Here is a 22,114-nt window from a genome sequence, read left to right on the forward strand (position 1 = left end):
AAATGCTGAGGCTCGGCGAGACATGTACGGGATGTCCCGATCCCGAACGCAAGGAGATCAACCATGGGGACCACCCGTGGACGCCTCAGCCGGAGGGGTGGACGAAGCGCGGGTGGCGGGTTCGCGACTCCCTCCGGCTGAGGAACGGACGCGCGGCCAGCCAGGCCGCCGCCCCCGCCACATCACCCGCCACGACCAGTCCCGCTCCATCCGGCACGGTGGCTTCGGGCGTTGCCCCGACCGTCTCCCGGATGGCCTGTCGCACCGCCTCGCGGATCGGGCCATCCGTGGTGAGTACGCTGCCGGCCAGGACGATCGGCAGGCCGGGTTCGTACACCTCGGCCACGGTTCTGGCCAGCCGGGAGGCCGCTGCGGCGACGATGGAGAGGGCCGGGGGGTCGCCGTCGCTCGCCGCCCGGCTCACCAGCGGGGCCAGTTCGGCCAGCGCGAGCGGTGGGCGGGCGTACACCGCCGCCGCGAGTTGCGACACCGGATCCTCGCCCAGCCCCTCGGGCACCAGGTGCCGGACGACCATCTCCATGAGCCCGCCACCGGACGCCGCGCAACCCGCCGCCCCGGCCTCCGCAGTGCTGTTCGCGGTCGCCCCGGTGACCGGAGGGTCGCTCGCCGGGGCGGCCGTCGTGTTCAGAGCGCGGATGGTGGCGCGGGCGGCGGCGCGGCCGAGCCAGAAGGCGGAGCCCTCGTCCCCGAGTTGCCAGCCGTACCCGTCGGCGGTCGCGGAGGCGCAGTGGTTGGTAATTTTTGCCGCGATTGCCCCAGTGCCCGAGATAAGTACCGTTCCCGAGTCCTCCGCCGTGCCCGCCGCGAACGCGGTCACGATGTCGCCCACGGCCTGGGCGAGGGTGCCGGGCAGGAGGTCGCCGACGACCCGTTCCACCAGTTTCGCGCACGACTCCGGATGGCCCGCCAGCCCCAAGACGACGGCCTCCACCTGCGACGGAGCGACCCCGACCAGGGCGGCGCCGACGGCGGTGGTCAGGTTGGCGGACGCCTGGTCCAGCCCCAGAGTCCCCGGGTTGGCCCCGCCCGAATGGCCGCGCGCCACCGGCGCGCCCTCTATTGTGAACAGTGCCGCGCGGGAGGACGTGCCCCCGGCGTCGACGCCCAGCACCAGTCGCATGTCAAAAATTATTGCCGATAAGCCTTGACGACGCCACTGTATGAGCATAATTATCGGCCCGTGGAACTCCTCAACCGGATCAGGGCCGAACAGCACGACATGCCGGAGGCCCTGCGCAAGGTCGCCGACGCCGTTCTCGGCGCGCCCGCCGAGGCGGCCCGGCTGACCATCGTCGAGCTGGCCGAGCGGAGCGGGACGTCCACCGCCACCATCACCCGCTACTGCCGAGCCCTCGGCTTCGCGGGCTACGCCGAGCTGCGGGTGGCCCTGGCCACCGAGACCGGCCGGGTGGCGCAGCAGACCTGGGAGACCGACATCGGCCAGGAGATCCTGCCCGACGACAGCCTCGAACGCGTGCTGGGCGTCGTGTCCGGCAACGACATCCGCCTGATCCAGGAGACCCGCGACCAGCTCGACCTGGCCGTGGTCGAGAAGGCCGCGCAGGCCGTGGCCAGGGCGGGGCGAGTGCTGCTGTTCGGGGTGTCGAGCAGCGCGGCCGTGGCCAGCGAGATGGAGTACCGGCTGCAGCGCATGCGGGTGCCGACGTGGAGCAGGTCCGACGCGCACAGCGCGCTCACCGACGCGGCGCTGCTCGGCCAGGGCGACGTGGCGATCGGGATCTCCCACAGCGGCAGGACCCGCGAGGTGATCGAGGTGCTCGCGGAGGCGGGCAGCCACGGCGCGATCACCGTGGCGGTCACCTCGCAGCCGAGATCGCCGCTCGCGGAGGTGGCCGAGCTGGTGCTGACCACGGCCAGCAGGGCGACGAGCTTCCGCTCCGAGGGGTTCGCCGCGATCCATTCGCAGCTGCTGGTGCTCGACGTCGTGTACGTGTCGGTGGCTCAGCAGACGTATGAGCGGACGAAGCAGGCGTTCGACGTCACCGTCCGCGCCGTGGCGGGACACCGCCTACCAGAAGGGGATATATGACGCTAGAACCGCAAGAGTTCGTCGAGCACATCGCTCACCTCGTACGGACGATCCCGGAAGATCCGGAGATCACCCGTGCCGCCGACCTCTTCACCAAGTCGCTCACCGCGGGCGGCATCATCCAGGCGTTCGGCTCGGGCCACTCCGAGGCCGTCGCCATGGAGATCGCCGGCCGGGCCGGCGGGCTCGTCCCGACCAACCGCCTCGCCCTGCGCGACATCGTCCTGTACGGCGACGCCCCCCGTTCCGAGCTCGACCGCTACGACCTCGAACGCGACCCCTCGATCGCCCGCACCATCCTCGACCTGGCCCCCGTCCAGCCGCACGACCTGTTCGTGATCATCTCCAACTCCGGCGTGAACGGCGTCGTCGTCGAGCTCGCCGGCCTCGTCAAGGAACGCGGTCACGACCTGATCGCGATCACCTCGCGCGCCCACGGCGAAGCCTCCACGTCCCGTCACCCCTCGGGCCGCAAGCTCACCGACCTGGCGGACGTCGTCCTGGACAACCACGCCCCGTACGGCGACGCCGTCCTGCCCCTCCCCGGTGGAGGCGCGACCGGAGCCGTCTCCACCATCACCTCCGCCCTGCTGGCCCAGCTGGTCGTCACCCGAACCGTACGGAACCTGCTCGAAGCCGGCGAGGTGCCGCCCGTCTACCTGTCGGCCAACGTCCCTGAAGGCGACGCGCACAACCTCGGCCTGGAGGCGCGGTACGCGGGCCGCATCCGCCGCGGCGCCTGACGCCTTCCTCGCCTGGCCTCGCCTGGCCTCGCCTGGCCTCGCCTGGCCACCGCCTCTCTCCGTTACCCCCCACCGTTACCCCCCACCGTCACCCCCCACCGTCACCCCCCACCGTCACCACCTCTTCCCGTCATCTCCTCAGCACGACAACACCTCTGCTCGGCATGCACGAAATTCGGGGGCCGTACAAACCACAAGGGAGAACCCCGCCCATGTCCCGAAATTTCGGAAAACTTCTGCTGTCCTTAGGACTCTCCTCCATCCTGGTCGGCGCCACCCTGGTCGCCACCCCGGCCGCCGCCGCCCAGGCGGTCCGCCTGCAGTACCGCACCAGCGCGCCCGGCGCCACCACCGCCCAGGCCGAGCCCTGGCTGCGCCTGCACAACGACGGCACCACCACGATCCCGCTCAACCAGGTCAAGATCCGCTACTACCTCACCGGCGCCGAGACCTACCGGTTCGCCTGCTCCTGGGCCGTGATCGGCTGCGCCGCGATCACCGGTCAGTTCGTCCGCCAGCAGGGCAACGACCAGTACCTGGAGGTGGGCTTCACCTCGGGCAGCCTGGCGCCTGGCCAGAACACCAGCGACATGCAGCTGCGCTTCTACCGCTCGGACTGGCAGACGTTCACCCAGAGCGACGACTACTCCTACGGCTCCCAGACGTCCTACGCCAACTGGGACAAGGTCGCCGTCTACGTGAACGGGCAGCTCGCCTGGGGCAACCCCACGGGCACCGACCCCGACCCTGACCCCGATCCCGACCCGACCGATCCTCCCGGCGGCGCGGGAGAGCTGTTCGACGACTTCACCTACGACAACTCCAGCGACCCGCGCCTCGCCCAGCGCGGCTGGACGGTCCGCTCCAGCTCAGGTGGGCCCGGCGTGCCCGGCGCGACGTGGTCGCCTTCCGGCGTCTCGTTCCCCGGCGGTCTGCTGACGCTCGACTCCTCGACGAACGGCACCGCCGCGGGCACCGTACAGACCGAGCTGTCCACGTCGAGCCGCAAGTTCCGCGAGGGCACCTACGCCGCCCGCGTGCGCTTCAGCGACGCCCCCACCAGCGGCCCCGACGGCGAGCACGTGGTGCAGACGTTCTTCACCATCACCCCGCTGCGCTACAACCTGGACCCCGACTACGGCGAGCTCGACTTCGAGTACCTCCCGAACGGCGGCTGGGGCGAGCCCGGCAACATCCTCTACACCACCAGCTGGGAGACCTACCAGGCCGAGCCCTGGCAGGCGGTCAACACCCACACCGAGGAGCGCACGAGCTTCGCCGGCTGGCACGACCTGGTGATCCAGGTGTCGGGCGGGCGGATGAAGTATTACGTGGACGGCCGTCTCTTCGCCGACCACGGTGACATCTACTATCCCGAGACGCCGATGTGGATCATGTTCAACCAGTGGTTCATCGATCTTCAGGGAGCCTCGGGGACCCGTACGTACCGGCAGCAGGTGGACTACCTCTACCACAGCAAGAACGAGGTCGTCTCGCCCTCGGTCGTGACCAGCCGGGTCAACGCCCTGCGCGCGGCCGGCACCGCCTTCAAGGACACCGTCCCCAACCCGTGACCCGCCTCCCGGCACCGTCCCGCGCCCGCCTTCCGTGCGGGCGCGGGCACCTCCCGTCGGGCACCCCCACCGAAGGATCGCCATGAGAAACCGCATCCTGGCCCTGGCCGCCGTGTTCGCGCTGGCCGCCTGCGGAGCCGCCGAGGAGCCCGGGCAGCAGCAGGCCGCGGGTCCCGTGAAGCTGACCGTCTGGATCATGGACGGCAGCGTCACGCAGGAGCTGCTGAAGAAGTTCGAGACCGAGTACGAGGCCGCCCACCAGGGCGTCGACCTGGACGTCCAGATCCAGGCGTGGGACGGCATCGGCGAGCGCGTCACCGCCGCGCTGGCCAGCACCGACGCCCCCGACGTGATCGAGGTGGGCAACACCCAGGTCGCCCAGTACTCCGCCAGCGGCGGCGTGAGCGACCTGAGCGCCAAGGTGACGGATCTGAAGGGCGAGGACTGGCTGCCGGGACTGGCCCAGCCGGGCAAGATCGACGGCAAGCAGTACGGCATCCCCTGGTACGCCGCCAACCGCGTCGTGGTCTACAACAAGGACCTGTTCAAGGCGGCCGGCATCGCGGAGCCACCGAAGACCCGCGATGAATGGCTAGAAGTTACAGAAAAGCTCAATAAAGGTGGCAATCAGGGCATCTATCTGACCGGTCAGACCTGGTACGCCCTGGCCGGCTTCGTCTGGGACGAGGGCGGCGACCTGGCGGTCCAGGAGGGCGGCAAGTGGAGGGGCGCGCTCGACACGCCCCAGGCGCTGGCCGGCATGGACTACTACAAGCGCCTCCAGGCCCTCGGCAAGGGTCCCAAGGACGCCGACGAGGCCAACCCGCCCCAGCACGAGGTGTTCGCGCAGGGCAAGGTCGGCCAGATCATCGCCGTGCCGGGCATCGCCGCCCGCGTCCTGGAGGTGGACGACAAGCTCAAGGACAAGATCGGCTTCTTCCCCATTCCGGGCAAGACGGCCGACAAGCCGGGCACGGTCTTCACCGGCGGCTCCGACCTGATCATCCCGGCCGCCTCCCAGCGGCAGGAGCAGGCGTACGAGGTGGTCAAGGCGCTGGCGGGGGAGCAGTTCCAGACGGAGCTGGCCAAGGCCATGAGCTTCGTGCCGAACCGTACGTCGCTGGCCGGCGTGCTCGCGGGCGACGAGGGCACCGCAGCCATGGCCGTCGGCGCCGCCAACGGCCGGGCCACCCCGAACACCCCCAACTGGGCCGCGGTCGAGGCGACCTCGGTGATCAAGCAGTACATGACCGCCGTGCTCACCGGAGGAGACCCGGCCGCGGAGGGCAGGAAGGTGTCCGAGACGATCACTACCACGCTGAACAGCGGATCCTGAATGTCGGCAAGGAACCGCTCGCTCTGGCCCTACCTGCTCATCGCGCCCACGGTGGCGGGCGGGGCCTTCCTCCTGCTCTATCCGGTGCTCAAGGCGGCGGTGATCTCGTTCCAGCACTTCCGCATGGGGGAGCTGATCAAGGGCGGGGCGGCGTTCGCCGGCCTGGAGAACTACGCGGAGCTGCTGACCGGCGCCGAGTTCTGGCAGGTGCTGCTGCGCACGGTCGTGTGGACCGCGATCAACGTGGTGCTCATCGTGGGCCTCGGCACGGGCGTCGCCCTCATGCTCCCGCGCCTGCGCCGCGGCCTGCGGCTGGCCCTGATGAGCGCGCTGGCGCTGGCCTGGGCCACGCCGATCATCGCGGCCACCACGGTCTTCCAGTGGCTGTTCCAGTCGGAGCTGGGCGTGGTCAACTGGGTGCTGGTCACGCTCGGCCTCGACCAGTTTCAGGGCTACGCCTGGTTCGCCGACGGCACGGCCACGTTCGCCGTGCTCGTCATCCTCGTCGTGTGGCAGTCGGTTCCGTTCGCCGCGCTCACCCTGTACGCCGGGCTCACCACGATCCCGGTGGAGCTGTTCGAGTCGGCCAGGATCGACGGCGGCACCGGCTGGCAGGTGTTCTGGAAGGTCACCTTCCCCATGCTCAGGCAGCTCTTCGCGTTGATCGCCGCGCTTGAGGTGATCTGGGTGGCCAAGTGCTTCCCCCAGATCTGGGTGCTCAGCCAGGGCGGCCCCGACGGCGCCACGACCACTCTGCCCGTCTACGCGTTCAAGATCGCCCGTGTCCTGCACCGCTACGACCTCGGGTCCGCGGTGGCCATGCTGACGGTGCTCATCCTCGCCGTCGCCCTGATCAGCAATCTGCGTCGGATGGTGCGCTCGTGAAGCGGTTCATGCTCAACGCGGCGGCGGTCGCCGTGCTGGTGACCACGATCTTCCCGGTCTACTGGATGTTCCTGACCGCGTTCAAGCCGACCAAGGACATCCAGTCGGAGACCCCGACCTTCTGGCCCGCCAGTCCCACGCTCGACCACTTCGTCACCGCCGTGAACGCGCCGGGCTTCTGGACCTACTGGCGCAACAGCCTGCTCGTCACGGTCGGGGCGGTGCTGATCGCGCTGCTGGTGGCGCTGCTGGCGGCGTTCGCGGTGACCAGGATGTCGTGGCGGGGGAAGGGGGCGTTCGTGGTGGCGGTGTTCGCGGCGCAGATGGCGCCGTGGGAGGCGCTGCTGGTGCCGGTGTTCATCATCGCCCGCGACACCGAGCTGCTGGACTCGCTGGCCATGCTGACCGGCGTGTACTTCATGATCACGCTTCCGTTCACGATCGTGACGCTGCGCGGGTTCCTCGCCGCCATCCCGGTGGAGCTGGAGGAGGCGGCGCAGGTGGACGGCTGCAGCCGGATGACCGCGTTCCGGCGGGTGGTCTTCCCGCTGCTCGCTCCCGGGCTGATGGCGACCTCACTGTTCGGGTTCATCACGGCGTGGAACGAGTTCGCGTTCGTCAACGTGCTGATCATCAAGGATCAGGACAAGCGCACCCTGCCGGTGTGGCTGTCGTCGTTCAGGGACGTGTTCGGCACGGACTGGGGCGCCACGATGGCCGCGGCCAGCCTGTTCGCGCTACCGGCGTTGCTGCTCTTCCTCTTCCTGCAACGCCGGGTCGGCACCGGCATGACGGCGGGAGCGGTCAAGGGCTGACCTTGGAGCCGGGTCAGGTCCCGGTGAGGGGCGCGCTGGGCGCGTCCTCGGGCCATTCGGCCGGGTCCGACACGTACGTGCCGCGCCGGGGCACGGTGAAGACCCAGCGCTGCTCCCGCAGCCGGGAGACGGCCCGCCGCGCCGTGACCCCGGCGACCCCGTACTGCCGCATGAGGATCTTCTGGCTGGGGATCACCCGGTTCGGCCGCAGCTCGCCGCGTCTGATCCGGCCGGCCAGGTCGGCCGCGATGAGCGCGTGCAGGCCGCGCGCGGGCTTGACCCGCGGCACGCCGGGCGGCCCGACGAACGTGCCCTCGCCGGGCACGGTGTGGACGAGCTCGCGCCGGCGCAGCTCCCTGGCCGCGTTGCGCGCGGTGGTGCGCCCGATGCCGAACTCCGCCTCCAGCGCCGCCTCGCTCGGAACGGGTTCGCCGGTGCGCAGCAGGCCGCGGGCGATCCGTTCGTGGAGCATCTCGGCGACCTGAACGTACAGGGGCGTCGGGCCATCACGGTCGAGCATGCTCATAGAGTAGACGTGTCGATACGGGTAGGTAGGCGAAGTCAGTCTTCCGGCCACGACTCCTTCGGCGAGACGTAGCTGCCGCGCTGCGCGACGGTGTAGATCCAACCCTGCTCCCGCAGCAGCGCCATGGCCCGGCGGACGGTCTCGCGCGCCACCCCGTGCTGCTTCTGCAGCGCCGATTCGCCGGGGATGGGACGTCGCGGCGCTATTTCCCCGGCCTTGATCTGATTGCTGATCTTTGTCGCGATCTGCTGGTAAAGCGGGGTTTTACGCTTCTGTCGCGGACCTCCGGTGGGCGGGCCGACGAAGGCGCCCTCCCCTTGGACGGTGTAGATGAGCCCCTCTTCGCGCAAGAGGTGGACCGCCCGCCTGGCGGTGGTCCTGGCGACCCCGAACTCCTGCTGGATCTCGGCCTCGCTCGGCGCCGGGCTGCCCGCCGCGAGCGAGGAGAGCCGCTCCCGCAGGATGTCGGCGATCTGGATGTAGACGTGGGTGTCCCCTTCATAGTCGAGCACGTGAGCAACATAGGCCAAGCCGGGCGACAGCTCTCATATCGTTCGGTCTCGGTAGACAAAGCACATTGCTCATACAGACGAGAAGAGACGACCGTACGTACTTTGCCGACTGAGAGCAGGCTCACATAGCGGGCGGGTGGCGACGGATGTAAATATAGACATGCATCTATTTCGATGAGCATCTATATGAAAGGGCGGCGGATGGAACTGCTGGAGATCCTGGAGTGCAGCCCGCCGCTGACCCGCGAGCCGCTGGACGCCGAGCAGGCGGCCGGGGTGGCGCGCGTGTTCAAGGCCCTGGGCGACCCGGTGCGGCTGCGCATCCTGTCCATCGTGGCCAGCCGTGCGGGCGGGGAGGTGTGCGTGTGCGACATCACCGGCGCTTTCGAGCTGTCCCAGCCGACCATCAGCCACCACCTGAAGGTGCTCAAAGAAGTCGGGCTGCTGACCTCCGAGCGGCGCGCCTCCTGGGTCTACTACCGGCTGGTGCCCGAGACGCTGGGCGAGCTGTCGGCGCTACTGACCCTGCCCGCCAGTGGGCCCGCCGGTGGGCCCGCCCGTGAGTCTGCCGACCTGCCGGCCGCCGCGGCGGCGTCGCGGTGATGGCGGCCCAACCCGCTCAGGTCGCCGCGCCACCGGCCGGTGTGATCGGCGCGCTGTCGAGGCCGGATCGGTTCCTGCCGGTGTGGATCATCGCGGCCATGGCCGCCGGGTTGCTGCTCGGGCGTCTGGTGCCCGGCCTGGACACCGTGCTGGACGCCGTCAGAATCGGCGAGATCTCGCTGCCGATCGCGCTCGGCCTGCTGCTGATGATGTACCCGGTGCTGGCCAAGGTCCGCTACGACCGGCTCGGCACCGTGACCGGCGACCGGCGCCTGCTGATCTCTTCGCTGGTGCTGAACTGGGTGCTCGGCCCGGCACTGATGTTCGCGCTGGCCTGGATCCTCCTGCCCGACCTGCCCGAGTACCGCACCGGCCTGATCATCGTCGGGCTGGCCCGATGCATCGCCATGGTGCTCATCTGGAACGACCTGGCCTGCGGCAACCGCGAGGCCGCCGCCGTCCTGGTCGCGCTCAACTCCCTCTTCCAGGTGATCGCCTTCGGCGCCCTGGGCTGGTTCTACCTGCAGGTGCTGCCCGGCCGGCTCGGCCTGCCCCAGTCCGCGCTCGACGTCTCAGCTTGGGACATCGCCTTCTACGTGCTGGTCTTCCTCGGCATCCCGCTGCTCGCGGGCTACGCCTCACGCAAGCTCGGCGAACGCGCCCGTGGCCGTACCTGGTACGAGCAGCGCTTCCTGCCGCGCGTCGGCCCGATCGCCCTGTACGGGCTGCTGTTCACCATCGTCATCCTGTTCGCCCTGCAAGGCGGCACCATCACCTCCCGCCCCGGCGACGTGGCCCGCATCGCGCTGCCGCTGCTGGCCTACTTCGCGCTCATGTGGGGCGGCGGCTTCCTGACCGGCAAGGCGATCGGCCTGCCGTACGACAAGACGACCACGCTCGCCTTCACCGCCGCCGGCAACAACTTCGAGCTGGCCATCGCGGTCGCGGTCGGCGTCTTCGGCGTCACCTCAGGCCAGGCCCTCGCGGGCGTGGTCGGCCCGCTCATCGAAGTTCCCGTCCTGGTCGCCCTGGTCTACGTCAGCCTGGCCGGCCGCCGCCTGTTCCGCACCGCAGAGAAGCCCGCCCGTGCCTGACAGCGCCCCCGAGACCACCACCGGCAAGCCGTCGGTCCTGTTCGTCTGCGTGCACAACGCCGGACGCTCCCAGATGGCCGCCGGCTGGCTCACCCACCTGGCCGCAGGCCGCATCGAGGTCCGTTCCGCAGGGTCGGCGCCCGCCGGCCGGATCAACCCGGTCGCGGTCGAGGCCATGCGCGAGGTGGGCATCGACATCACCGGCGAGCAGCCCAAGGCGCTCACCATCGACGCGGTCGAGACCTCCGACGCCGTGATCACCATGGGCTGCGGCGACGCCTGCCCCGTCTTCCCCGGCAAACGTTACGAGGACTGGAATCTTGACGACCCCGCCGGCCAGGGCATCGAGATGGTGCGGCAGGTCCGCGACGAGATCCGTACCCGGGTGGAGAAGCTGATCATCGAACTCGTCTCGTGAGCGGTGAAGGCCCGGTGATCCTCGTGCGGCGCCGGCCCACCTCGCGTTACTCGGGGGCCGGCGGCGGGGAGCCGGAAACGGCGGTGAAGGCGGCGTGCCGGGACCTGGCGTCGGCGTCCCGCAGCAGGTCGCGGGCCGCCAGCCAGGACGCCGCCCCCGCCGCGTCACCGGCCGTCGCCACCCGCTCGCCGGCGAGCAGCTCCGACACCGCCCGCCGCACCGGCCCGTCGTTCGTCAGTACGCTGCCCGCGAACACCACCGGCCCCGACACGTGCACCCTGCGCAGGGTCGCCACCAGGTGATCGGCGGCCTCCCGCACGATCCGCTCCGCCAGCGGGTCGCCCGCCTCGGCCGCCTGGCCGACCAGCGGCGACAGGGCGGCCAGCCGCATGTGGTCGGCCTGGGCCAGCCGGACGATGCGGGCGGCCGCGGCGCGCGGCGTGGCCGGCCGCTCGTCGCCCAGGAACCGCGCCCCCACGAGACTCACCAGCTCGTGACCCGAGCCCGGCAGCAGGGACTCCACGGGCAGACCCCGGTCGAGGGCCTCGATCACCGCCTTGGCGGCCTGGCGGCCGATCCAGAAGCCGGAGCCCGCGTCGCCCAGCAGCCAGCCCATCGCGTCGGCGACCGCGTCCAGCTCGAAGCCGGTCAGCCGGGCCGCCGCCGCGCCCGTGCCGGACAGCAGCAGCGAGCCGTCCGGCTCGGCGGAGCCGGCGGCGTACGCGATCGCCAGGTCGCCCATGCACCGCGGGCCCTCGGCGATGCCGTGACGGGCCCAGACCTTCGCCAGCTCGGGCTCCATCTCCTGCACCAGCCCCGCCACCCCGGCCAGCGACGCCACCACGCGCCCCCCACCGCCGGCCGGCAGCGCCGACTCCAGCGCGTTCCCGATCGCCGCCACCGCCTTGTCCAGGCCGTGGGCGCTCGGATTGCCCGCCCCGGCCCGCGCGTAGCCCACCCGCGTCCCGTCGAGCGTGTGGACGGCGACCCGGCTGGAGGTGGCACCGGCATCGACACCGACCACTAGCGATTCAGTCACGGTCCGAGTCTGGGGGTTGACGTGACCGGTAAGCAAGAATAATTTTCGCCAGAAGACCGGGTATTCGGAAGGAATATTCGTGACTTCAGGAGCGCTCGGGCGCGTTGAAACAGAACTACCCGGTTTGCCGGAGGCGTTGCGCAGGGTCGGTGAGGTGATTCTCGGTGACCCCGCCGAGGCCGCGCGGTCGACCATCATCGCGCTGGCCGAACGGGCGGGCAGCTCGCCCGCCACCGTGACCAGGTTCTGCCGGGCCTTCGGCTTCTCCGGCTACGCGGAGTTGCGCGTGGCGCTGGCGACCGAGACCGGCCGGGCCGCCCAGGCGGGCTGGGGCGCGGGCGTCGGTCACGAGATCGGCCCCGACGACCCGCTCGACGCCGCCATCGAGGTGATGGCCGCCGCCGACACCAGGCTCATCGCGGACACGGCCGCCCAGCTCGACCTCGACATCGTCGCCCGCGTGGCCGAGGCCATCGTGGCCGCGCCGAGGGTGCTCCTCGTCGGCGTCTCCACCAGCGGGAACGTCGCCAGCATGCTCGAAGGGCGGCTGCGCCGCATCGGCATCCCCGGCTGGAGCGCGGGCGACGCCCACGTGGCCCTGTCGGAGGCGGCGCTGATGAAGACGGGCGACGTGGCCATCGGCATCAGCCACCGGGGCCGTACGCGGGAGGTCATGGAGGCGCTGGCGGAGGCGGGCAGCCACGGCGCCACCACCGTCGCCGTCACCTCGTTCGCCCGCTCCCCGCTGGCGGAGCTGGCCGACCTGGTGCTGACCACCGCCAGCAGGGAGACCACGTGGCGGCTCGGCGGGCTGGCCGCCGTGCACTCGCAGCTCTTCGTCCTGGACGCCGTGTACGTGGCGGTCGCCCAGCTCACCTACGAACGCACGAACGAGGCGTTCGAACGCACCATCAGCGCCGTGGAGAGCCACCGCGTGGAGAGAGGCCAATGACGTACGCATCCGAGGCCCTCGGCCTGGCTCAGCGGGTTGCCGAGAGCCAGTCCGAGCCGGTGAGCCGCGCGGCGGCGCTGTTCGTGACCTCGATCAGGGCGGGCGGCGTGGTCAACGCCTTCGGCTCCGGCCACTCCGAGGCCATCGCCATGGAGATCGCCGGGCGGGCCGGCGGCCTGGTGCCGAGCAACCGCCTCAGCCCGCGCGACCTGGTGTTCTACGGCGGCGAGCCGCCCAGCGTGCTCACTCCCGAGCTGGAGCGCGACCCGGCCGTCGCCCATCGGATCTACGAGCTGGCGCCGGTGGAGCCCGCGGACGTGTTCGTGCTGGTGTCCAGCTCGGGCGTCAACGGCACGGTCGTGGAGCTGGCCACGATCGTCAAGGAACGGGGTCATCCGCTGATCGCGATCACCTCGGTCCAGCACAGCACCCGCATGACCTCGCGCCACCCGTCGGGCGGCAAGCTGCTCGACCTGGCCGACGTCGTGCTCGACAACGGCGCGCCGTACGGGGACGCCGTTCTCGACCTGCCCGGCGGCGGCAGCTACGGCGCGGTTTCCACGATCACCTCGGCGTTGCTCGCGCAGCTGGTGGTCACCGAGGCGGTGGACCGGCTCATCGCGCTGGGCGAGACGCCTCCCATCTACCTGTCGGCCAACGTGACCGGCGGCGACGAGCACAACAAGGCCCTTGAGAGCCGCTACGCAGGGCGCATCAGACGCGGTACATGAAGATCAGGAGTACAACCATGCCTAACACCCCCCATATCTCCAGGCGCGAGCTTCTGCGCGGCGCCGCGCTCGTACCCGTGGCGGGGGCGCTGGCCGCGTGTGCCACGCCGGCGGCGCCTCCCGCGGCCTCCAGCTCGGCGGCTCCGGCGGCGACGAGCGCGGCCAACCCGTTCGGCGTCGCCGACGGCAAGCCGCTGGAGGTCTGGATCTTCGACGGCGGCTTCGGCCAGGACTACGCCAAGAACATCCACCAGCCGCTGTTCGCCTCGAAGTACCCCAAGGTCGAGATCAAGCACAACTCGACCAAGGAGATCACCAAGGTGCTGCAGCCGCGCTTCGCCGGCGGCAACCCGCCCGAGGTCATCGACAACTCGGGCGCCAACTTCATCGACTTCGGCGCGCTCTCCCAGGACTCGCAGCTGCAGGACCTGACCGCCCTGCTCGACGCGCCCTCGTGGGACGACCCGAACGTCAAGGTCAGGGACACCATCGACCCGTCCGTGATCGACATCGGCACCTACGACGGCAAGTTCAGCGTCCTCGGCTACGTCAACTACATCCACGGCATCTGGTACTCGCAGAAGGCGTTCAAGGACAACGGCTGGGAGATCCCGAAGACCTGGGACGAGTTCCTGGCGCTCTGCGAGACCATCAAGAAGTCCGGCAAGATGGCGCCTTTCACCTACGCGGGCAAGTTCCCGCAGTACCTCTACGAGCCGCTGCTCACCATGGCGGCCAAGGTCGGCGGCAACGAGGTGCTGGTCAACATCGACAACCTGGAGGACGGCGCCTGGACCTCCGAGGCGATGAAGACCGCGGCCACGGCGTGGGCGGAGGTGGGCGCCAAATACCTCATGCAGGGCACCACCGGCCTCGACCACGTGCAGACGCAGACCGCCCAGAACAAGTACAAGGTGGCCATGCTGCCCTCCGGCTCCTGGCTGGAGAACGAGCAGAAGACGACCACGCCTGAGGACTTCGCGTACGGGATGTTCCCCATCCCCGACGTGACCGGCTCCGACAAGATGCCCTACGGCACCCTGCACACCCAGCCCGGCGAGAACTTCATCGTCTCGGCCAGGAGCCCCCACCCGCAGGCCGGCATGGAGTACCTGCGCGCCATGCTGTCGAAGAAGGCGGCCGGCGACTTCAGCGCGCTCGTCCGGACGATGACCGTGGTCAAGGGCGCCACCGAGGGCCGCGACATCTCGCCCGGCGTCACCAGCGCTTCGGCCGCGGTCGCCGCCGCGGGCGCCAACACCGTCTACTACCGCTGGTTCAACTGGTACGGCCCGCTCAAGGACGAGGCCATCGCCGCCACCGGTGAGCTGATGTCCGGCGGCCTGACCCCGGACAAGTACCTGGAGCGCATCCAGAAGAAGGCCGACGAGATCAAGAACGACTCCTCGATCAAGAAATACAAGCGCTGATGTTGTTCAACAGGTATCGCCGCGGGCTGTTCATCACCTCGTTCCTGGCAGCCCCGGTGATCCTCTATCTGGTCTACGTGATCGCGCCGTACCTCCAGGCGTTCTACATCGCGCTGACCGACTGGCGCGGGGTCACGGCCACGCCGAGGTTCATCGGCCTGGAGAACTTCCAGCGGCTCTTCGGCGACAGCAAGTTCTGGCAGGCCGTCACGCACAACGGCGCCCTGCTGGTGCTGCTGCCGCTGATCACGATCGTCATCGCGCTGTTCTTCGCGTTCCTGCTGAACGTGGGCGGCCCCTCGGGCGTGAGCGGCATCCGCGGGTCGAAGTTCTACCGGGTGGTGTTCTTCTTCCCGCAGGTGCTGGCCGTGGCCGTGGTCGCGGTGCTGTTCCAGCAGGTGTTCCGGCCGGACGGCAGCGGCATGCTGAACGGCCCCCTGATGGCGCTCGGGATGGACCCCATCGGGTTCCTGTCCGACCGGGACGTGGCGTTCTGGTCGGTGCTGGCGGTCATGGTCTGGCAGGCGGTCGGCTTCTACGTCGTGCTGTTCTCGGCCGGCCTGGCCAGCATCCCGAAGGACATGTTCGAGGCCGCGCAGATCGACGGAGCCGGCCGGATGAGCCTGTTCTTCCGCATCACGCTGCCGCTGCTCTGGGACACCGTCCAGGTGGCCTGGGTCTACCTGGGCATCCTGGCCCTCGACGTGTTCGCGATCGTCTGGGTGATGACCCTGCAGCAGGGCGGCCCCGACAGCGCGACCACGGTCATGGCCGCCGAGATCTATCGCAGCGCCTTCGGCCACTTCCGCTTCGGCTACGCCTCGGCGTTGGGCGTGGTGATGTTCTTCTTCACCGTCGGCTTCGCGATCCTCTCGCTTCGCCTGTCCCGGCGCGAACGAATCGAGTACTGATGACAACGATGATCTCGTGGACGGTGGCGAACTCGCGCAAGCTCGCCCGTTCCGAGCGCAGGCGCCGGCTCGGCCCCTTGGGCATTCTGACCCATCTGGCGCTGCTGATCTGGACCCTGCTCGTGATGATCCCGATCCTGTGGACGTTCCTGGCCTCGGTCAAGAGCGAGGACGAGATCTTCAGCGACGCCTGGTCGCTGCCGTCCGCGCTGCGCTGGGACAACTTCGCCAGGGCCTGGGACCAGGTGCACATCGGCCAGTACATGCTCAACAGCATCATCGTGGTGGCCTTCAGCACGTTCGGGACGATGCTCGTGGGGTCGATGGCGGCGTACGTGCTGGCCCGCTACCCCTTCAAGGGCAACCGGGCGATCTACTTCCTGTTCGTCTCCGGTCTGGCCTTCCCCGTCTACCTGGCCCTGACGCCGCTGTTCTTCGTCGTGCAGAACATGGGCAACCTGCCGGTGATCGGGCCGTTCATCGGCCTGAACACGCACGCGGGGCTGGTGCTGGTCTACATCGCGTACTCGATGCCCTTCACCGTCTTCTTCCTGTCGGCCTTCTTCCGCACGCTGCCCACGGCGGTGGGGGAGGCCGCCATGGTGGACGGCGCCTCGCACACGAGGGTCTTCTTCCAGATCATGCTGCCCATGGCCAGGCCGGGCATCATCAGCATCACGATCTTCAACATCCTGGGCCAGTGGAACCAGTACCAGCTTCCGCTGATCCTGCTCCAGGACCGGGAGAAGTGGGTGCTCACCATGGGCATCGCCGACATCTCCACCGCCGCCGGCTACGACCAGGACTGGTCGGCCATGTTCGCCGCCCTCACCCTGGCCATCCTGCCGATGCTGATCGTGTACACGGTGTTCCAGCGCCAGATCCAGTCCGGCCTGACGTCGGGTGCCCTGAAATAGCGCGCACGCCGGATATATCCGGCTTAGGGTGCGGGGTGTGACCGGCGACATTCACGCCCTGCTGGCTCGGCACCTGCCCGGCTACCGGGTGCGTTCCGTCCGGCGGCTCGGCACCGGCCTCGACAACCACGTGTCCGAGGTCAACGACGAGCTGCTGGTACGGCGGAGCAGGGTGAGCGATGCGCGCAAGACCCGCCAGGAGGTCGCCCGCCTGGCGGCCGTCAGGGAGTTGTCCCCGCTGCCCGTCCCCGAGGTCGTCTTCGCCGACGACGAGTCCGGCGCGATCGCCTACCGCAAGCTCGCCGGCACCCCGCTCAACCTCCTGGAGGGCTCCCCGGGCCTGCGGCCCCGGGAGCTGGCCAGGCCCCTGGGCGGCTTCCTCAGCGCGATCCACGGCGCCGAGCCCGCCCGGATGGAGGAGCTGGCGCCACGGGACGCCTATCCCATGCCGACGCTGCTCCAGGACGCCGAGCTCGACTACCGGGACGTGGAGCGGCACGTCCCGGAACAGCAGCGCCCGCTGGTCGAGCGCTTCCTGCGGCAGCACCCGCCGGCCGAGCCGGAGCTGACGCGCTTCTGCCACAACGACCTGGGCGCGGAGCACCTGCTGGTGGACGCGGACGGCGCCACGATCACGGGCGTCATCGACTGGACGGACGCCGCGATCACGGACCCCGCGCACGACTTCGCGCTGATCTATCGGGATCTGGGGCCGGAGATCTTCGAGCTGACGGTGTCGTTCTACGAGTTCGAGGTGACGGAGGAGGACCGGGCGCGGATCCTGTTCCACGCCAGGTGCGCGCTGATCGAGGACCTGGCGTACGGGCTGAGCATCGGCCCCCGCCACTACGCCGACGCCGCCCTCGCCCACCTGGCCAGGACGTTCGCTCAGCGGTGATCACTGCCGGAAAAGCGCTCGCAGGACCGTGCCCCGATCTGCTTGGCTGCCTGCCATGACAACGTCGGCCTGGGTAGGCGAGCGCGTCCGGCTGCGTGCCAGAGAGCCGGAGGACTGGGAGGCCTTCCACGCCTTCGACGAGGACTCCGACGCCGTGCGCAGCGGCTGGCGGCTCACCCCGCCCACCTCGGTCGCCCGGGCGAAGAAGGCGGCGATCGAGCACGCCGAGGAGGAGCTCGACCTCGACGAGTTCTCCTTGGCGATCGCCACCAAGGCCGGCAACCTGCTGGTCGGCTCGGTCAACACCCACACGATCGACCGCGTCCACGGCACCTTCTCCTACGGCATCGCCGTCGGCACGCCGCACCAGCGCAAGGGTTACGCGAGCGAGGCCATCGTGCTGACCCTGCGCTACATGTTCTTCGAGCGCCGCTTCCAGAAGGCCGAGGCCTGGGTCTACGGCTACAACGACGCCTCGCTCGCCCTCCACCGCCGACTGGGTTTCGTGGAGGAGGGCCGCCGGCGCAGGAGCCACTACGCCAACGGCCGCTATCACGACGAGGTGCTCTTCGGCATGACGGTCGAGGAGTACACCGATCGTTACGCCGGCGGCCGGCCCACGAGCACCCGGCCCGCCACGACCAAGGGGACCGCACCATGACCGAGCAAACGGTCACCATCGACGGGATCGACCTGTGTTACGAGGTGTTCGGTGTCCCGGCCGACGCCACCGTGTTGTTGATCGCCGGCGGAGCACAGTCGATGATCTGGTGGGAAGAGGAGTTCTGCAGCAGGCTCGCCGAGGCGGGTCGCCGGGTCGTGCGTTATGACCACCGCGACACCGGCCGGTCGACCAGCTCACCGCCCGGACGACCGTCGTACACCGCCCACGATCTGACCACCGACCCACTGCGAATACTGGACGCCCTGGGGGTGGGCCGCGCGCACGTGGTCGGGCTGTCGATGGGAGGCGGCATCGCCCAGCGTATCGCTCTCGAACACGCCGAACGGGTGAGCACCTTGTGCCTGGCCTCAACCAGCCCCGCCGTCCCGGCCGAGCACGATCGCAGGCTCCCACCGCCGAGACCGCAGGTGATGGCCACGTTCACCGACCCCGGACCCGAGCCCGACTGGACCGACCGGGACGCGGTGGTGGCCTATCGGGTCGAGGTGGAACGGCCGTACGCGGGAAGTCTCGGGTTCGACGAGCCGCACTACCGGCGGCTCGCTGCCCAGGAGGTCGATCGAACCCGGGACATGGCCGCTTCGATGACCAACCATTTCACCCTGGATGACGACACCCCGACCGGCTCCCGGCTCGACCAGATCACCACCCCCACCCTGGTCCTGCACGGCACCACCGACCCGATGTTCCCCCTTGAGCATGGCCAGGCCCTCGCCGCCGAGATCCCTGGCGCGCAGTTGGTCCCCCTCCCCGGCGCCGGGCATCAACAACCGCCACGAGAACTCTGGGACCTGGCCATCGCGGCAATCGTCGAGCACACCGAGCGTTACGCCTGAGCGGGGACGCCGAGCGTTACGCCTGAGCCTCCAGTTCGGCCCTGATCCGCCGGGTGGCGGTGACCACGTTGGCCAGTGCGGCCTCGACCTGCTCGTACGTACGCGTCTTCAGCCCGCAGTCCGGGTTGACCCAGACCCGTTCCGCCGGCAGCGCCGCCACGGTTCTGCGCAGCAGTTCCTCGACCTCCTCGACGCCGGGCACCCGGGGCGAGTGGATGTCGTAGACCCCCGGGCCGAGCCCGCGCCCGAACGCCGCCACCGTCCCCAGGATCCGCGCCCCCGACCGGGCCGACTCGATCGTCGTGACGTCGGCGTCCAGGCCGTCGATGGCGGCCAGGATCTGGTCGGCGTCCGAATAGCACAGGTGCGTGTGGATCTGTGTGCGGTCGCTGGCCCCGGACGTGGCCCGCCGGTAGGCCGCCACCGCCCACTCCAGGTAGTCGTCCTGCGCCGCCCGCCGCAGCGGCAGCAGCTCGCGCAGCGCCGGCTCGTCCACCTGGACGATCGACAGCCCGGCCGCCTCCAGGTCGCGGACCTCCTCCCTGACGGCGTCGGCCACCTGGAACACCACGTCGCGCAGCGGCAGGTCGTCCCGGACGAAGGACCAGGCCACGATCGTGACCGGGCCGGTGAGCATGCCCTTGACCGGCCGGTCCGTGAGCGACTGCGCGTACGTGGACCAGCGCACCGTGATCGGCCCGGGACGGCTCACGTCGCCGTGCAGGATCGGCGGGCGGGTGCAGCGCGACCCGTACGACTGCACCCAGCCGTTCCTGGTGACCGCGAACCCGTCGAGGTGCTCGGCGAAGTACTGCACCATGTCGTTGCGCTCGGGCTCCCCGTGCACGAGGACGTCGAGGCCGAGCCGCTCCTGGAGCCGGATCGCCCGCTCGATCTCCGCCTCGACCCGCCGCTCGTACTCCTCCTGGCTCAGCGTCCCCGCCGTCAGGGCCGCGCGGGCCGCGCGCAGCTCGCCGGTCTGCGGGAACGAGCCGATCGTGGTGGTGGGCAGGACGGGCAGCCGCAGGTGCGCCTTTTGAGCGGCGGCGCGGTCGGCGTACGGGCCACGCCCCTCGGTCACCACCGGCGCCGGCAGCGCCACGGACAGTCCGGGCGGCCCGGCCGGCAGGGAGCCGCGGAAGTCGGCCCGCGCCAGCGCCACGACCTCGGCCACCTTCTCCTCCGCGAACGCCAGCCGCGCCTTCAGCTCCGGCGCGAGGTCAGGCTCGTCCGCGACCGAGTAGGGCACGTGCTGGAGCGAGCACGAGGTGGACACCACGACCTGCGCGGCGCGTACGGCGCCCAGAGCGGCCAGCGCGCGCTCCGGCGAGGTGCGCCACACGTCCCGCCCGGACACCACGCCCGCGACCACGGTCTTGCCGCTCAGATCGACACCGGGCACCCCGCCCCTGACCAGGTCGATCCCGATGGCCTCGACCGGTGTGGCGGCCAGCTCGGGCAGCGACTCGCCGAGGTCGCCGAAGTACGACGCCACGAACAGCGCGGGCCGCGTGCCCAGGGCGCCCAGCCGTTCGTAGGCGGTCCTGACGGCGGCCAGCTCCTCCGGCGTCCTGTCGCCCACCAGCGCGGGCTCGTCGAGCTGCACCCACGCGACCCCTTCCGCCGCCAGCGCGGCCAGCAGCTCCTCGTAGCAGGCCAGCACCTCGTCCAGCCGGTCCAGGGCCGAGCCGAGCAGCAGGAACGTCACCGGCCCCACCACCACGGGCCGCGTCTCGTACCCCAGCGCCCGCGCCTGCCGCACTTCGGCCAGCGGCTTGGCGGCGTCCAGCTTGAACACGGTCTCCGGCCCGATCTCGGGCACGATGTAGTGGTAGTTCGTGTCGAACCACTTCGTCATCCGCAGCGGCGCCAGTCCGTCGGTGCCCCTGGCCATCGCGAAGTAGGGGTCGGCCGCGTCGCGGTAGCGGGCCGGCACCGCGCCGAGCAGCACCGCCGTGTCCAGCACCTGGTCATATAGCGAGAACGTGTTCGACGGCAGCCCTTCGAGGCCCAGCTCGGCCAGCCGGTGCCAGGTGCGCTCCCTGATCTCGGCGCCCACCCGGTCGAGCTCCGCCCGGCTCGCCCGCCCGTCCCAGTACGACTCCAGCGCCCGCTTCAGCTCGCGCCGCGGTCCGATCCGCGGATATCCGAGCACGGTGGACGCGGGAAACGGCCCGGGGGAAGACGGGATAAGTGCTGACATGTTCTGGTGCTCCTTCGAGATCGTTCAGGTCGGTGGAATGCTGCCGATTGCCGGAACGTCATGCACCATGGATTTGTGCTGCTTATGCTTCGGGAGATCCAGTGCTTCGCGCGGGTCGCGGAACGGCTCAGCTTCTCGGCCGCCGCCGCCGACGTGGGGATGTCCCAGCCCGCCATGAGCCAGGCCATCACCCGGCTCGAACGTGCCACCGGGGTCAGGCTCTTCGAGCGGAGCGCCCGCGAGGTGCGGCTCACCGCCGCGGGCAAGGCGCTGCTGGCGTACGCGGAGCAGGTGATCGACTCGGTCCAGGCGTTCGGCGCGGAGGCTGCCCGGCTGGCTCGGCCGACCATTCACCTGGCTTATCCACCCCTTGTCGGGACGCTGGCCGCCCGGATCGTCAGGCGGCTGGCGACGCGCACCCCCGCGGTCGGGGTCGAGCTGCGCGCCGCCGGGCGCGACGAGGCCGCGCGGGCGCTGGCGGACGGCGAGGTCTCGGCGGCCATCCTGGCCACGCCGGCGCCCGCCCGGTTCGTCACGGCGGCCAGGTTCCACGTCACCGTCGACCATCTGGCCGTTCCCGCCGGGCACCGCCTGGAGTCCCTTCCGCGAGTGAGTCCGGCCGAGCTGGGCGGCCAGGTGCTCCTCACGCCGGGCAGCCGCCCGTGGCCCGGGCTGCCCGGCCGCTCCCGGCTGGTGGCCGACGACTTCGCCGCCGCCCTCGACCTGGTGGCCGCAGGGGCGGGCCTGCTGCCCATCCCGCAGCTCATGGTCAGGACGATCCGGCGGGACGACGTGCGCTTCGTGCCGCTGGAGGCGGGCGATCTGCGGATCACGTACGCGCTGGCGTGGTCGAAGGAACGGGTCACCCCGGAGCTGATGGCCCTGGTCCAAGCCGTCCAGGACGCCCTGTGGACGAGGTGACTCCGACTACTTGA

At 70.3% G+C, this 22,114-nt stretch carries 23 protein-coding genes; 18 read left to right on the plus strand and 5 right to left on the minus strand.

Going from position 1 to position 22,114, the window contains the following annotated elements; genetic code table 11:
- Positions 1-85: 85 nt before the first annotated feature.
- Positions 86-1,141 (minus strand): BadF/BadG/BcrA/BcrD ATPase family protein, encoded by a 1,056-nt coding sequence (locus AB0C28_RS14245; RefSeq protein WP_358074570.1) that lies wholly within the window; start codon positions 1,139-1,141, stop codon positions 86-88.
- Between the two features lie 60 nt (positions 1,142-1,201).
- Between AB0C28_RS14245 and AB0C28_RS14250 the strand changes: the two genes are divergently transcribed.
- The 6 genes from AB0C28_RS14250 (at position 1,202) to AB0C28_RS14275 (ending at position 7,424) form a co-directional block, all read left to right on the plus strand.
- Positions 1,202-2,071 (plus strand): MurR/RpiR family transcriptional regulator, encoded by an 870-nt coding sequence (locus AB0C28_RS14250; RefSeq protein WP_357837783.1) that lies wholly within the window; start codon positions 1,202-1,204, stop codon positions 2,069-2,071.
- Positions 2,068-2,814, plus strand: a complete 747-nt coding sequence (locus AB0C28_RS14255) for an SIS domain-containing protein (protein WP_357837780.1) — start codon at positions 2,068-2,070, stop codon at positions 2,812-2,814. The genes AB0C28_RS14250 and AB0C28_RS14255 overlap by 4 nt, the downstream gene beginning before the upstream one ends.
- A 212-nt stretch (positions 2,815-3,026) precedes the next feature.
- The gene (locus AB0C28_RS14260; protein ID WP_357837777.1) at positions 3,027-4,388 is read left to right on the plus strand and encodes a cellulose binding domain-containing protein; all 1,362 of its coding nucleotides are present in this window, start codon (positions 3,027-3,029) and stop codon (positions 4,386-4,388) included.
- A gap of 82 nt (positions 4,389-4,470) precedes the next feature.
- Positions 4,471-5,724 (plus strand): extracellular solute-binding protein, encoded by a 1,254-nt coding sequence (locus tag AB0C28_RS14265; protein ID WP_357837774.1) that lies wholly within the window; start codon positions 4,471-4,473, stop codon positions 5,722-5,724.
- Entirely contained in the window at positions 5,725-6,609 is an 885-nt protein-coding gene (locus AB0C28_RS14270) for a sugar ABC transporter permease (RefSeq protein ID WP_357837772.1), read from the plus strand.
- Positions 6,606-7,424 (plus strand): carbohydrate ABC transporter permease, encoded by an 819-nt coding sequence (locus AB0C28_RS14275; RefSeq protein ID WP_357837769.1) that lies wholly within the window; start codon positions 6,606-6,608, stop codon positions 7,422-7,424. Before AB0C28_RS14270 ends, AB0C28_RS14275 begins: the two co-directional genes overlap by 4 nt.
- A 13-nt stretch (positions 7,425-7,437) precedes the next feature.
- On the opposite strand, the gene AB0C28_RS14280 is transcribed toward AB0C28_RS14275, so the two are convergent.
- Together AB0C28_RS14280 and AB0C28_RS14285 are read right to left on the minus strand one after the other, a co-directional pair.
- Positions 7,438-7,944 carry a winged helix-turn-helix domain-containing protein gene (locus AB0C28_RS14280; RefSeq protein ID WP_358074573.1) on the minus strand — a complete coding sequence of 169 codons (507 nt, stop codon included), beginning with the start codon at positions 7,942-7,944 and terminating at the stop codon, positions 7,438-7,440.
- Between the two features lie 41 nt (positions 7,945-7,985).
- Positions 7,986-8,462: a GntR family transcriptional regulator gene (locus AB0C28_RS14285; protein ID WP_358074576.1), complete on the minus strand. Its 477-nt coding sequence runs from the start codon at positions 8,460-8,462 to the stop codon at positions 7,986-7,988.
- A gap of 201 nt (positions 8,463-8,663) precedes the next feature.
- Here AB0C28_RS14285 and AB0C28_RS14290 point away from each other — a divergent pair, with 201 nt between their 5' ends.
- Genes AB0C28_RS14290 through AB0C28_RS14300 form a run of 3 tightly spaced genes read left to right on the plus strand, consistent with a single transcriptional unit; the run spans position 8,664 to position 10,577 of the window.
- Complete coding sequence (locus AB0C28_RS14290) at positions 8,664-9,065, plus strand: metalloregulator ArsR/SmtB family transcription factor (protein ID WP_358075490.1); 402 nt, start codon at positions 8,664-8,666, stop codon at positions 9,063-9,065.
- A complete protein-coding gene (arsB, locus tag AB0C28_RS14295) occupies positions 9,065-10,159 on the plus strand; it encodes an ACR3 family arsenite efflux transporter (protein ID WP_358074579.1) in 1,095 nt (364 codons plus the stop codon). The genes AB0C28_RS14290 and arsB overlap by 1 nt, the downstream gene beginning before the upstream one ends.
- Positions 10,152-10,577 (plus strand): arsenate reductase ArsC, encoded by a 426-nt coding sequence (locus tag AB0C28_RS14300; protein WP_357837758.1) that lies wholly within the window; start codon positions 10,152-10,154, stop codon positions 10,575-10,577. The genes arsB and AB0C28_RS14300 overlap by 8 nt, the downstream gene beginning before the upstream one ends.
- Positions 10,578-10,623: 46 nt before the next feature.
- Here the strand turns inward: AB0C28_RS14300 and AB0C28_RS14305 are convergent, their stop codons facing one another.
- Positions 10,624-11,616, minus strand: coding sequence for a BadF/BadG/BcrA/BcrD ATPase family protein (locus tag AB0C28_RS14305; protein ID WP_357837755.1), 993 nt, complete (start codon positions 11,614-11,616; stop codon positions 10,624-10,626).
- A gap of 79 nt (positions 11,617-11,695) precedes the next feature.
- Here AB0C28_RS14305 and AB0C28_RS14310 point away from each other — a divergent pair, with 79 nt between their 5' ends.
- Genes AB0C28_RS14310 through AB0C28_RS14345 form a run of 8 tightly spaced genes read left to right on the plus strand, consistent with a single transcriptional unit; the run spans position 11,696 to position 18,976 of the window.
- Positions 11,696-12,568 (plus strand): MurR/RpiR family transcriptional regulator, encoded by an 873-nt coding sequence (locus AB0C28_RS14310; protein ID WP_357837752.1) that lies wholly within the window; start codon positions 11,696-11,698, stop codon positions 12,566-12,568.
- Entirely contained in the window at positions 12,565-13,299 is a 735-nt protein-coding gene (locus AB0C28_RS14315) for an SIS domain-containing protein (RefSeq protein ID WP_357837749.1), read from the plus strand. The genes AB0C28_RS14310 and AB0C28_RS14315 overlap by 4 nt, the downstream gene beginning before the upstream one ends.
- A gap of 17 nt (positions 13,300-13,316) precedes the next feature.
- Positions 13,317-14,729, plus strand: coding sequence for an N-acetylglucosamine/diacetylchitobiose ABC transporter substrate-binding protein (ngcE, locus tag AB0C28_RS14320; RefSeq protein WP_357837746.1), 1,413 nt, complete (start codon positions 13,317-13,319; stop codon positions 14,727-14,729).
- Positions 14,729-15,640 (plus strand): sugar ABC transporter permease, encoded by a 912-nt coding sequence (locus tag AB0C28_RS14325; RefSeq protein ID WP_357837745.1) that lies wholly within the window; start codon positions 14,729-14,731, stop codon positions 15,638-15,640. Before ngcE ends, AB0C28_RS14325 begins: the two co-directional genes overlap by 1 nt.
- Complete coding sequence (locus AB0C28_RS14330) at positions 15,640-16,557, plus strand: carbohydrate ABC transporter permease (RefSeq protein WP_357837742.1); 918 nt, start codon at positions 15,640-15,642, stop codon at positions 16,555-16,557. Before AB0C28_RS14325 ends, AB0C28_RS14330 begins: the two co-directional genes overlap by 1 nt.
- Positions 16,558-16,594: 37 nt before the next feature.
- A complete protein-coding gene (locus tag AB0C28_RS14335) occupies positions 16,595-17,455 on the plus strand; it encodes a phosphotransferase (protein ID WP_357837738.1) in 861 nt (286 codons plus the stop codon).
- Positions 17,456-17,510: 55 nt separating this feature from the next.
- A complete protein-coding gene (locus AB0C28_RS14340) occupies positions 17,511-18,116 on the plus strand; it encodes a GNAT family protein (RefSeq protein WP_358074582.1) in 606 nt (201 codons plus the stop codon).
- Positions 18,113-18,976, plus strand: coding sequence for an alpha/beta fold hydrolase (locus tag AB0C28_RS14345; RefSeq protein WP_357837733.1), 864 nt, complete (start codon positions 18,113-18,115; stop codon positions 18,974-18,976). The genes AB0C28_RS14340 and AB0C28_RS14345 overlap by 4 nt, the downstream gene beginning before the upstream one ends.
- Positions 18,977-18,992: 16 nt before the next feature.
- Here AB0C28_RS14345 and metE read toward each other — a convergent pair whose 3' ends face one another.
- Complete coding sequence (gene metE, locus AB0C28_RS14350) at positions 18,993-21,179, minus strand: 5-methyltetrahydropteroyltriglutamate--homocysteine S-methyltransferase (RefSeq protein WP_358074585.1); 2,187 nt, start codon at positions 21,177-21,179, stop codon at positions 18,993-18,995.
- A gap of 84 nt (positions 21,180-21,263) precedes the next feature.
- Here metE and AB0C28_RS14355 point away from each other — a divergent pair, with 84 nt between their 5' ends.
- Positions 21,264-22,100, plus strand: a complete 837-nt coding sequence (locus AB0C28_RS14355; protein ID WP_346104369.1) for a LysR family transcriptional regulator — start codon at positions 21,264-21,266, stop codon at positions 22,098-22,100.
- Positions 22,101-22,114 lie beyond the last annotated feature (14 nt).

Source organism: Nonomuraea sp. NPDC048892, assembly GCF_040649735.1.
In the GTDB taxonomy this organism is placed as follows: domain Bacteria; phylum Actinomycetota; class Actinomycetes; order Streptosporangiales; family Streptosporangiaceae; genus Nonomuraea; species Nonomuraea maheshkhaliensis.